The following is an 11,651-nucleotide window of genomic DNA, read 5'->3' on the forward strand; positions in this document are numbered from 1 at the left end:
TAGTGCATTTTTATACAAAACTAGTTAGTTAAACTACTACTTCAGATATGTGTTTATACAAACCAGAAATTAAATTTAAATGCTCAGCTAAATTACAAGATATATTAAGAGCGTCTACCTTACTAGGAAGACGGATAAAATCTAAAGTAAGTAGAAAAGCAATAAAGACTAAAAATGAAAAAAGGACCATCCAACCATTTAAATTAAAAACTTAGTTTAACAAGATATCTCAATCTAAACTATTTTACTTTTAAATTATTATTTTGTAACCATTTGTTATTATCTAATTAGATATTTCTCAGGTTCTTATATGAGTAGTATTTATACTATAAAATTTTTTAAGCTGGCTTTAAGTATAATAAATCATGCTCAGATAAGAGCTTAATTTTAGGCGTATTAGCCTGCTAGGTTAAATCGAACTAATCTCTCTATTTGCTTGCAGCTAGATTCAAAGTTAGTCATATCACCCTCAAGCCATGATTAATAATACGGGTGAACGCCTCCCCCTTTCGATATCTTCCCCACACTTAAAGTAACGAAAAAATTTAATTTATTTCCGGTTAATTAATAGCTTGGCTCTCTCATGTAGAGAGAGTAGTGGGCGCTGTATTTCTTCGGACTTTCAATTATTTCAAGTTTTTATTTATAATCAATTAATTATAAATATATATTAAACTGTGTTTAATAGTAAATTTGACAAAAATTAGTTTTTTTATTATAATTAAACTGAGTTTAATAACAGGTATTATTTTTTTAAGGATGATCGTGTGAATGCAGTCAGTTAGTACAGCCATGTATAACCTTGAGCGTGTAAAAAAGTTAGCACGCGATGATCAGAGTCCTTTGTTTTCATTTAAAAGGGCTCTTAAATGCGTGAGTGAGCATCTTCAGCTAACCCCGGACACCGCCAAGTTGTTCATACTATTGGAAGTCAGCAAATTAACTGAAAATAATTTTTGTGAAAATGTGCTAATAAATGGGGATGTATACGATGTATATGGTAAACGAATTCGCGAGATACCTTGGTATATTAAATTTTCTATTCTTGAGGATAAAGAAGGTGAATATTTGTACAATATATCATTTCATCCTACTGAAAAGAAATTAACAACAGCATCAGAAGTGTTAGAGAAATACTCTCCATGAGGAGTTTAATATGAGAAAATTTAATTGCCCTATTTGTAACAATCAACTCAAACAGTCTAATATTAGCGGTTCTGTTTTCCCCTGGAAAGATTTTAATCATGTACAATTGTTGGTAAGTTTCAAAGCGCTGTTATGTAGCAAATGTGGAGAAATACTTATACAGGGAAAAGACACGGCCGAATTAGATCAGGCTTTAGAAAAATCTATAAGAATGCAAGCAGCCAAATTTTTGCTGACGATCAAAAAGAACTCAATGCTGTCACAGAAGGCTCTTGCTAAAAAAATCGGACTTTCTGAAGTATATCTCTCTGAGATAGGTAGTATGAAAAAAACAGTTAGTAGTCAAATTTTTAACTTCTTAAAAATTTTAGCTAATCATCCGAGTACTTTGCTTGACTTAGAATGCTTTACAGGAAAATCGGCTAAACAATCTCAATCATCTATGGCAAATGCTGAAACATTAGAATCCGATATTCTTCTAGTAAAATTTCAGTATATCGGCAAAGAAAAGGTTCAAGAGTTAAAGCAGAAAACGCACTTTGAGAGTCTATTGAATACCACTCATGCAAGAGGAGCAAGGCATTGATACCTTTTAAAACTTTTTTCACAACTTTTTATTCATATAAAGGGGGAGTTGGACGGACCAGTGCCCTTGTTAACTCCGCTCTTTTAAGAGCGTTTTCAGGAGATAGAGTAGTGGTTTTAGATTTTGATTTAGAAGCACCTGGCGTTACGTCCTATTTAAATGAAATTGCGCAGAAAAATAATAAGAATGTTGATTTAGATACGAGGCGGGGGATTTTAGATTATTTATATGATGCTATTGAAAATAACCATGTCACGGATCTCAAGGTAAACTCCATAACAGGTGAAAATCTGGGTTTAGAAATGGAGGGAAATATTTGGTTTGTAGGCGCAGGCAACACCTCTGATCCAGAATACTCGAAAAAATTATGCTCAATAAACTGGGCCGAAATATTTGAGAAAAAAAATGGTGCTATATTACTTGAGAATATGAAGCGTCAGATAGAGAGTGAATTTGGTAACCCTGATTATGTCTTTATTGATTCTAGGACAGGTATTACAGAGACAGGCGGTGTTTGTACCAAATATCTTGCCGATTTAGTTGTTATGCTCACATCGCTAAATGAACAAAATATTATAGGAACTTCCAGAGTATTCGAGGCTTTCAAAAAATCTAATATTTCTACCATTTTAGTAGCATCAAATGTCCCTGTTGGACTGCCTTGGGGAGATAATCAACTTTTTACTACTCGTATTGAAAATTTTAAAAACACATTTCACAGTCTACCAGATTTACTAATTTACCATTACCCAAGTTTATCATTGGTTGAGTATTTACCTTCGTGGTTTAAATATGAGAAAAAGAGCTCTATTTTAAAAGAAGACCCTTTGCTTAAATCATATGAAACCCTTTCAAATGAAATAGAATCCAAAAATAATAATAGTTTTGATAAATTTTTAAATGAGATGCTTTTTTCATCAGGTATGATTTTTGATAATAAAGAAAAAAATTTTGAAGAATGGCTATCATCTATGAGAAGACATTACAGTAATAGAATAGGATTATATGAGCTTATAGAAAACCTTAATCTATTAAAAAGAAGTATAAAAAATCTAAAAGATGAGCTCGATAATAATTTTATGGAACTGTTTAAAAAAGTCAAAAAATCAACTTATAGTCGGCAAAATTCTAACTTGTTTTTTTTGAGAAGTATTCTTCTGGATCAATCTTCCATGCGACTTGTTTCATACTATAAAAAACACAAAGATAAACTTGCACCGCCATTTGATTGGTACAATCTTATCGAACAATCATCCAAATTAGATGCGCTAGAGCTACTTATAGATGCAGACAAATTTGATTTTGTATATGAAGCCATTACAGATAAAAATATTGGTGGTTATTTCACTCTTGCCAAAGCATATGTTGCAGACAAGCTAAATAAATCAGATGCTAAAAAGTATTTTAATATATTTTTAACGGATACTTATAATGAACGTATAGAAAGCTCTAGTGCTTCTTTTGCCTGCGCATTTGCTGCATTCAAATTACATAAAATTGATATGTATAAATCCTGCTTGATAAATGCAAAAGAATTAATTAAAAAAGATAATGGGCCATATTATTTTATACCAACAAAATTTAAGAAGCTGAAATCAAAAGGGGAATATAAAAAAGAATTATTAAGCTTCGAAAAAAATTGTAGTAAGAAGCTTTGAGGAAGCAATAACTGCTAAGTAAATATTGATGGAATTATCTATTTTTTCTATAAACCACTAAGCCTTAGCCTTAATACACTTTTGTCAAAAGATTTTTAGTATTCGGAGTTACAATTGCCAAAGGAAATAACTATTTATTGCGATGAGTCGACTATATCGGGAAGATTTTTTTCTAATTTCTACGGCGGGGCTTTAGTAGATTCAAAAAATCTGGACTTCGTAAATACCCAACTCATACAAAAAAAAGCTGAATTAAATCTTTATGGAGAGATTAAGTGGTCTAAGATAACCGAAAATTATTTAAAAAAGTATATAGAATTTATAGATTTATTATTTAACCTAATTACAGATAGAAAACTCAAAATTAGAATTATGTTCACCCAAAATAGGAATGTTCCTAAAAATTTATCGGGTTATCATAGAGAGCATGAATATTTTCTTCTTTACTACCAGTTTATAAAACATGCTTTTGGCCTTCAATATTTTAAGAAAGAGCAGCAAGCAACACAAGTAAGATTATATTTTGATAAAATCCCTGATACAAAAGAAAAAGCAATGCTATTTAAGTCCTCTTTATTGTATCTCAATCAAAATAGAAAAATTAAGAGTAATGGCTTAATTTTTCTACCTGAGAATATAACTGATGTACATTCTCATGATCATGTTATTTTACAATCTGTAGATATTATATTGGGCGCCATGCAATTTAGATTGAATAATCATCACAAAGATAAACTTGAGGAACAGCGATGTAGAGGTAAAAGAACAATTGCAAAAGAAACTGTATATAAGTACATCAATTCCAGAATAAGAGAAATCTATCCCGGGTTTAATATTGGCGCTTCAACCAGCCATAGAGGTTATCCAAGTAACAGATGGGAAGATCCTTACAGACACTGGCTTTTTATCCCGTCAGATTTTAATTTGGACCATGAGAGAACAAAAAAAAGGTCAAAAAATAACCCCGCTATCACTATACCTTTAAGGTGATATCCTAAGTGGAACTTAGGACTTCATGAATTGCAGGGTATATAAATATTATAGTCGGTTTTAAACAGTAAAGTAAAGTTTTTTTGTCTTAAAGTTGTTCAACATATGAAACCATCCCTATTCAATATAGTATATAAAATTATGCAGAACAAAAGCTATCTTATTAACTGACCTTTATCTATTTTTGATATAACCTAACTACCATAAAAATACCCCTTAGTTTTAAATTCACTTCCCTGATCCTCAACATAATCTTCATGAGAATTAAGTCTCCAACCCAATGAATAAAATTATCTGATTTATCAACTCGAATAATACCTTTGATTCCGTTTGGAGTTCCAAATCTGCATATAAATAACAATATAAGTCACAGGTAAAATACGAAATTATTCATTTGAATTTTGGTAAAATTTGTTTTATATGTTTTAAGAATTAACTGCGAATTAAGGTAGCTCAAAGTACCATAAAAATAAATGCATACTAATCCTTTAAATATAATATCAATCAGAAATTTATGGCACATAAGTAATCGCCAATCAAATCAATAATATTGATATTATGGTTCAAAAATATTATTGGATAGCCTGCGTCACTGCAAATTCACTGCAGTGACGCAGAAAAACAACCTTGATTTTACCGTGTAAAATCAACACCTTTAGCCATTTTGTCTGATCCCGCCAACCGGGATTGGACAAAATTCTTTCTATAATCTCTTGCGAAGCAAGCACCAGTTTGCTAATTTGAAATCAGCATAACTGATGAGCCAGTGCAATTCTGCGAAACGTCATCTGACGTATTATGCAAAGCCACCTCTTTCCCTAACTCTGTGGCTGGACGTTTAAGTCGGGAAACCCATCTAGGATACTCTGTCATTCGGCAGGAAAACTCCCACGGGAGCTTAAGTCAATTTCAATTTGACCATGGACTTGTATGACAAGACCCTTTGTTTTGTCACTATCTTTAATCATTAAACAAGGAGGAAATAACTCTAAAAACTGTAATTAGGCGAACTCGTTTGCCTTATAACGATTGATTTGCCCCCTACTTCGAGCTTTATGGCTTTGGCCAGGTTTCATCTTTGAGTGAGCCGCTCGACCAACACTAAACCAAAGACAGGGCAAATATTTATTGATAGCGAATGAGATGATGAGAAAATACAGCTTAAGACAAACTGCCAATCAATACTTAAAATTAGCTAGTCAAGGCAGCTATAAAGAAAGAAAACAGCAGGCTTATGTCATTCACAAGATGATAGATGATTTGTACACTGTTGGTGATGTGCCACCATCCTGGAACGCACTTCAACCACACCATATTCATAAACTAGTCGCTTATTGGAAAAAAAGTAAACTACGAGCTGGCACGATTATGAATCACATGACCATAGTCAGGCGTTACTTAAAAAGCATTGATTGCTCATTAACTAATATAGATAATAAATCGTTACAACTGAGTAAAATCCGAAAAAGCCGCAGAAAACTAAAACTTCAGCATGACAATTGGAAAGTGTGGGACATACAGATACCACGCTTAATTATGGCGCTTCAAACAGAATTCGGCCTTACCTTTCAAGAAGCTATTTACATAAAACCTGAAATTAATATTCAACACGATAGCCTTTGGATAACCCGCAATATTTCCTTTAGTTCTTTGGATAGAACTATTCCTATTCGCAATGGAACACAAGAAACTATTCTCTCTGAAATTAGGCAACTAACTCAGGGAAAATCTATTGCTGAATTTAACGGTTATGAAGAAACCAAATTTGCCTGGCGAAAAGAATTGAAAAAATATGCCTTACCACTCAAGAAATCATGGCGCTATTTATATGCAAAACAGATGTATCAATATCTTTTGCCGTTATTAGGGAAGTATAAAACCTATTGGTTAATTCGTAGTGAAATGGGCATCAAGTCCCGCGATTCGTTATGGAGATATCTTAATGAGTAAAACTAAACTTAAAAATGCTCAGTACTCCATTCATGAATGCCTGAAAAAAATTCACAACTACTCTTACGCCAGTAAAGCAGATATGAAGTACATGCTTAATCGCTGCATCAAAGACTTACATGAGCTTGGCTATAAGTTAACACATATCAAAGGATTAAAACCAAAACATATCTACATCTTGGTTGAACATTGGAAAAAACAAAATAAAAATCCCGCTACGATTAAGAACTATATGTCTAAATTACGTAAGGTAGCCTCTGTCTTAAAAAAGCCTGTATTAGTTAAGTCAGATAACTGCGCTTATCAAATTAACAAGCGACACTATGCCCCTCAATATAATAAAGTAATAAATAATGTCGATTTCACGAAATGTCCAGATCCGCTGATTCGTTTATCCTTAGAGGCTCAATCTCTTTTTGGTCTTCGCCGCGAAGAATCAATAAAAATTATAATTAGCGAGGCGTGGAAAGGAAAAGACTTAGTAATTAAACCTAGCTGGACTAAAGGAGGTATTGGCCGCATTATTCAGCTAACTAGTGAGCAGCAAAGACAGTGGTTAGTTAAAGCAATGGGACAAATACCCCGTGGCCATTCTTTAATTCCGCATAAAAAATCTTATAAAAGTCACTTATCTCACTATCATGAAGTCATTGCCAAAATGAACTTAAGCAAATGCCATGGGCTTCGATATGCTTATGCGCAAAGAAGATATCTTGAAATTACCAAGCATTATGACAAAAATGGCCGTGGATTACTTTGTCCTATTCAAGGAGGGAAACACTATAGCGAGCTGAGCTTCCTTGAAAAAGATTGGGACAGAATTGCAAGAGAACTCATTAGTCAGGAACTTGGGCATTCAAGACTAAGTATTACTAAAATTTATTGTGGTTAAATAATAAGCTTAAATAAACTTTTATTACTTAAATAAAACTTGCAGTATATTAAACAAGTAATCATGCTCTTTAAGGAAAATTGGCATTTTATTAATCAAATTCAAATAATCAGCTTCTCTATTGAAAATATAGGGATTCTCATAGCCCTCTATTTTCGCAATTAATTGAGCCCATTGTTTTTCCCTATCGCTAGGTGGAAATTGACTATTCCAAGTTAAAAATAATGTACGCTGCGCTTCACTTAAGCGAATGCTGTATTTATCAGACATAAATAGATTTGCTCTTGCTACTATCCCTTTAGCATAGTCAGCTGGCTCTACACGCCGAGAAGCAGAATCGATTGTAATAGGACATCCATAAAAAGTTGTATGCGTTTCTAGCATACTGTAACGATAATTAGAACGAGCTTGATTAACTAAGCCTACTGCTGGCCAGAGATTATAAAGTTCAGATTCGGCTTGTCTAAATTTAGGATCAATACGTCCGCAACAAGCACGACCTCTGTATTGCTTGCCGTTTTTCTTTTTACAAAGCGGCTCGCGCCAGCAGGCGAATTGATTACCGAAGTTCTCAGCAGGCATCATATGCTCCCATTCAACTCGCCTTGCTCGCTTAAACCTAGCTGCTGCCTGCATATTGCAACTTTTTAAATCCACTTGAAGACGAGCGTCAAATTTACAACGGCAATATAGCGTTTCTCGATAAAATGCGAAAAGAATTCGTGCGTGTTTTTTAGCTTGCCCAAAATTTTTTATAGGCTGGCTGAAGGCAAGAGCTGAAATTAGTGAAAGAAAGATAATGCTATATATCCTCCGTAGTAATGTCATAGAAATGAGTTCCAATCTTTAGAGAAAATTAGTGTAACAAGTCCCTCATAATTATGCAGCTAACTATAACAGAATAGAATTAAGGTTGACCTAAAGGGCAAGAAGAACAATTAATTAATTTTTTTAAAATTTAATGCGTTTATTGCTACGCATAACCTTTATCCTACCTAGGCATCTAGAAATTTATTAGTATCAAACAGCTTCATTTAGATACATGCAGAGTGTCTCTATTGATTTTTACTTCTGGCTTGTTAGAATCAATACAAGCACAGCTGATGAGCCAGCGAAATTCTGGCGAAACTAATTTACTAGTCCTGTGAATGCCATCTTCTTCCCTAATCCTATGGCAGAACGTTTAGTCGGGAAAATTATTAAATTTGGCTTTTAGCTTAATTTAATGCATGGATTAAGTTTCAACACTTACATTAGGAAGGCTTACGCCTACTTTCATTAATAACTTGGCAAAATCAACCGATGAATCGGTGAGGTTTTCTCTGCATAACCCAAAAGGGATTGACTCTTTCCCTTCTGGGAAATCAATTCCTTGTATCAAAGGAGCGATACCATGCAACCAACAAACTCTGTTGAACGAGAGATTGAACATTTACTGGCTGAATTAGTTTATTGCTTGAATACTCTGCGTCAATTTCGTGAGCAGTGGTCTTTAGCAGAAATTATACAGCTTGACCTTATCTTTTCTGACTTCAAACAGTCTGTACCAGCTTACCACTGACTGAATCTCTGTCTATCCGCACTACAGAAAAACAACTGCCTGCTGCGGAGGTTTTCCTGTTGCGCTTTTTATTAAAAAATAGGAGAACATAATGACTGCTTTTTTAAACCGCATTCAACTCATTGGTAACTTAGGTACAGAGCCTAAAGCCAGCACTAGTAAAAGTGGGCAAACATTTGTAACCGCAACTCTTGTCACGAATGAATCATTCAGAATTAAAGAAGAATGGCATACTCGCGCTGAGTGGCACCAGCTTGTCTTTTTTGGCAATTTAACTAAAGTCACTGATTATTTACAGAAAGGAAGTTTAGTCTTTATTGAAGGCAAACTTCGCTCTAATCCCTGGACTGATGAAGAAGGCCATAATCGCCACTCCATTAGTATTGTGGTGAGTAATATTCAGTTTTTAGGACATGCCAAAGCTAGTCAAAAGACAACTGCCTTAGCTGAACAACACATGTCAGCCATGCGCGAAACAATACAAGAAAAAGCATTTACAACAAATGTCCCCTTTTAACCCTCTCTAAGTCATAAGCAAGCTATCTACTTAGTTTGCTTGGGCATCTTTTATTTAAGGAGAAAAAAATGCTTACCCCAAGCATTTATGTAGCATGCCTGGCTTCTTATAACCATGGCATTTTACATGGCACTTGGATTAACGCTAATCAAAGTACAGACGAGATAAGTGGAGAAATCCAAACAATGTTAGCTCAAAGCACAATCGAGAACGCTAGCGACTATGCAATTCATGATTACGAAGGTTTTGGTAACATCAACCTCAGTGAATATGAAGACTTAGACAACATCACTCAATATGCGGAATTTATAGCTACTTATGGTGAGTTAGGACAAGCGCTCATTGCAGATATTAGTCTTGAAGAAGCTCAAACCATGATAACTAATAGTTACGTAGGTTGTTACGATTCTGAAATCGATTTTGCCTGGCATATTTTGGAAGAAGGTTATAGCCATGTGATACCAGATAATTTAATAAGTTATTTCGATTACGAAGCTTTTGCTTGTGATCTGTTTCTTAGTGATTATTGTTCGGTTGAAGCAAATAGTGAGATACATGTTTTTTCAAGGTATTAAGCCCCTACTTAAGGGGCTTCTAATTATCAAAAATTTTTGTTGAACCAGAAGATGGTTTTATATTTGCATAGCTAATTTCTTTAGCTAGTTTTATACCTTTCCTACGAATAGTAGATAATTCACTTTCTATGGATGATATAGAAGAGAGGTTAAAAATTAATCTTAGAGCAGTACCATTTATAGAAGTAGAAAATTTAATTTCATCCTTCTCATCTAGTAATTTTCCTGCAGTTTTACTACATAGAAAAAAATTGCCACCTCTTCTACATAATTCACTTGCCATATATAAGCCATATCCAGAATTCTCCCAAGGATCATCTGAGATATAGCCCTTGCTTACGAAATTTCCTGAAACTCCAGGTAAGACGGCATAGTCCAAGGATTTACTATCACTTTCTATATTTTTAAGGTTTGGATTTTTTACTAAGCTATTCCTAATTCCACAGCCGTTATCTAAGAGTGAAAACTCAACACTTTCTCTACTCGGCGAATATTGAAGGCAGAATGCTAGCTTAGAAGCATCACTATGATCTATTATATTTCTCAACATTTCTCGTATCGAAAATGTTAAAATTTTAATAATTTCATTAGAATTATTACGTATTAACTTACATGCCATATCTCTTGCATAAATATCTAACTCTTCTTCGATACGTATCTTATTATCTCTTGCTCTTCTAATAAGAGTTTTAACATTCAAGATTCTGATTGGATTATAATTATCATTTCCGCTAGCCTCATTAGGAAATTTACCATGCTGCAAACCGAATGCTCTGAAAAATCCCATATGAGCTGCATAAGAGTTAGCTTCTCCCTCTTGAAAATTAACAGCTTTAAACTCGGAGCCAATTTTTGATTCCCGTAGAAATTTTAGTTGGTTTGCTAAGCAAATAAGTGCAAAAGGCTCTACCCAAGCTACATTCTTGAAATCAAAAATATATTTTTCAGCTTCAGGCAAATTAGCTAGCCATTCAAGGAAGGTTAAGGTGCCAGCAAGATCTAGTTGTTTAGGTAAAATAATATCATATGAGTTGAGCATTATAATTCCATTTAGAAAATGCTTATAAAGTAATTATAACAAAAAGGCTAAATTACACGTTTTATGCCTTTAAATAAAACTGTTAAGAAAATTGACCCGATAGGCTTATTTAGGTCTATCTATTTAGAATACTAATGTTGCTAAGCTTATAAAGCACATATTAAATTAATGTTAAAGTTTTTTAATGCATATTGAAGCTCGATTTGTTAAGTGTATCCAAGGGATTATTAAGATTTGATTTTTAGAGAAGAAAGCTTATTATATCTATGCCGTTGAGCGGAATCGAACTGCTGACCTATTGATTACGAGCCAATATTTATAAACTTATTTAACTATTACTCCATAAACTTTGACTCTTCCAATTATTTGGAAAACCTATTTCTTCTAACGCGAAGTAAGGTGTAATTGGAAACACATCAACGAGCTCAGTTAACTATTTTCGCCAGGAAGAGCATGTACATATTTTCTTCTCGACAATATAAATATATTACGAAATTATTTCTCTTTAATAATTAGTTTAATTATTAAAATAATAGTGTAGCAAAATTGTAACAAACCACCGCTGAAATCACTTAAAATCAGGCAGTTTCAGGCAGTAGCTGCTACAATCGTTACATTGCAAGGCATTGATTTATAACAAAATTTAATTTAACCAATCAGGCTACGAACCAGGAGGTCGGAGGTTCGAATCCTTCCGGGCGCGCCATTTTAAAAAAATCAACAAAGTTAAAATCACT

General features: G+C 33.7%; 11 protein-coding genes. 9 read left to right on the forward strand and 2 right to left on the reverse strand.

Features of this window, described 5'->3' with window-relative positions; all coding sequences use genetic code 11:
- The first annotated feature begins 771 nt into the window (after window positions 1-771).
- The 6 genes from ACQUW5_RS02350 (at window position 772) to ACQUW5_RS02375 (ending at window position 7,222) form a co-directional block, all read left to right on the forward strand.
- Window positions 772-1,146: a hypothetical protein gene (locus ACQUW5_RS02350; protein WP_444989586.1), complete on the forward strand. Its 375-nt coding sequence runs from the start codon at window positions 772-774 to the stop codon at window positions 1,144-1,146.
- 10 nt (window positions 1,147-1,156) lie between these two features.
- Complete coding sequence (locus ACQUW5_RS02355) at window positions 1,157-1,732, forward strand: hypothetical protein (protein ID WP_444989587.1); 576 nt, start codon at window positions 1,157-1,159, stop codon at window positions 1,730-1,732.
- Entirely contained in the window at window positions 1,729-3,390 is a 1,662-nt protein-coding gene (locus ACQUW5_RS02360) for a KGGVGR-motif variant AAA ATPase (protein WP_444989588.1), read from the forward strand. The genes ACQUW5_RS02355 and ACQUW5_RS02360 overlap by 4 nt, the downstream gene beginning before the upstream one ends.
- A gap of 114 nt (window positions 3,391-3,504) precedes the next feature.
- Window positions 3,505-4,380 (forward strand): DUF3800 domain-containing protein, encoded by an 876-nt coding sequence (locus ACQUW5_RS02365; RefSeq protein WP_444989589.1) that lies wholly within the window; start codon window positions 3,505-3,507, stop codon window positions 4,378-4,380.
- 1,146 nt (window positions 4,381-5,526) lie between these two features.
- Complete coding sequence (locus tag ACQUW5_RS02370; RefSeq protein ID WP_444989615.1) at window positions 5,527-6,330, forward strand: phage integrase N-terminal domain-containing protein; 804 nt, start codon at window positions 5,527-5,529, stop codon at window positions 6,328-6,330.
- Window positions 6,323-7,222, forward strand: a complete 900-nt coding sequence (locus tag ACQUW5_RS02375) for a phage integrase N-terminal domain-containing protein (RefSeq protein WP_444989590.1) — start codon at window positions 6,323-6,325, stop codon at window positions 7,220-7,222. The genes ACQUW5_RS02370 and ACQUW5_RS02375 overlap by 8 nt, the downstream gene beginning before the upstream one ends.
- 24 nt (window positions 7,223-7,246) lie before the next feature.
- Here the strand turns inward: ACQUW5_RS02375 and ACQUW5_RS02380 are convergent, their stop codons facing one another.
- Complete coding sequence (locus ACQUW5_RS02380) at window positions 7,247-8,050, reverse strand: endonuclease (RefSeq protein ID WP_444989591.1); 804 nt, start codon at window positions 8,048-8,050, stop codon at window positions 7,247-7,249.
- A gap of 565 nt (window positions 8,051-8,615) precedes the next feature.
- Here ACQUW5_RS02380 and ACQUW5_RS02385 point away from each other — a divergent pair.
- The 3 genes from ACQUW5_RS02385 to ACQUW5_RS02395 all read left to right on the forward strand — a co-directional run bounded on the left by ACQUW5_RS02385 (window position 8,616) and on the right by ACQUW5_RS02395 (window position 9,875).
- Complete coding sequence (locus ACQUW5_RS02385) at window positions 8,616-8,783, forward strand: hypothetical protein (protein ID WP_444989592.1); 168 nt, start codon at window positions 8,616-8,618, stop codon at window positions 8,781-8,783.
- Between the two features lie 91 nt (window positions 8,784-8,874).
- A complete protein-coding gene (locus ACQUW5_RS02390) occupies window positions 8,875-9,300 on the forward strand; it encodes a single-stranded DNA-binding protein (RefSeq protein WP_444989593.1) in 426 nt (141 codons plus the stop codon).
- A 68-nt stretch (window positions 9,301-9,368) separates the two neighbouring features.
- On the forward strand, window positions 9,369-9,875 hold the full coding sequence (locus ACQUW5_RS02395) for an antirestriction protein ArdA (RefSeq protein WP_444989594.1): 507 nt from the start codon (window positions 9,369-9,371) through the stop codon (window positions 9,873-9,875).
- Window positions 9,876-9,894: 19 nt separating this feature from the next.
- Here ACQUW5_RS02395 and ACQUW5_RS02400 read toward each other — a convergent pair whose 3' ends face one another.
- On the reverse strand, window positions 9,895-10,833 hold the full coding sequence (locus tag ACQUW5_RS02400) for a hypothetical protein (protein ID WP_444989595.1): 939 nt from the start codon (window positions 10,831-10,833) through the stop codon (window positions 9,895-9,897).
- Between the last annotated feature and the right edge of the window lie 818 nt (window positions 10,834-11,651).

This window comes from Legionella pelazae (assembly GCF_052527395.1).

Bases quoted from the DNA above. Each gene is read 5' to 3' on its own strand.
- ACQUW5_RS02385 (WP_444989592.1), top strand. From the start codon at position 8,616: ATGCAACCAACAAACTCTGTTGAACGAGAGATTGAACATTTACTGGCT.
- ACQUW5_RS02370 (WP_444989615.1), top strand. From the start codon at position 5,527: ATGAGAAAATACAGCTTAAGACAAACTGCCAATCAATACTTAAAATTA.
- ACQUW5_RS02375 (WP_444989590.1), top strand. From the start codon at position 6,323: ATGAGTAAAACTAAACTTAAAAATGCTCAGTACTCCATTCATGAATGC.
- ACQUW5_RS02380 (WP_444989591.1), bottom strand. From the start codon at position 8,050: ATGACATTACTACGGAGGATATATAGCATTATCTTTCTTTCACTAATT.
- ACQUW5_RS02355 (WP_444989587.1), top strand. From the start codon at position 1,157: ATGAGAAAATTTAATTGCCCTATTTGTAACAATCAACTCAAACAGTCT.
- ACQUW5_RS02395 (WP_444989594.1), top strand. From the start codon at position 9,369: ATGCTTACCCCAAGCATTTATGTAGCATGCCTGGCTTCTTATAACCAT.
- ACQUW5_RS02350 (WP_444989586.1), top strand. From the start codon at position 772: ATGCAGTCAGTTAGTACAGCCATGTATAACCTTGAGCGTGTAAAAAAG.
- ACQUW5_RS02390 (WP_444989593.1), top strand. From the start codon at position 8,875: ATGACTGCTTTTTTAAACCGCATTCAACTCATTGGTAACTTAGGTACA.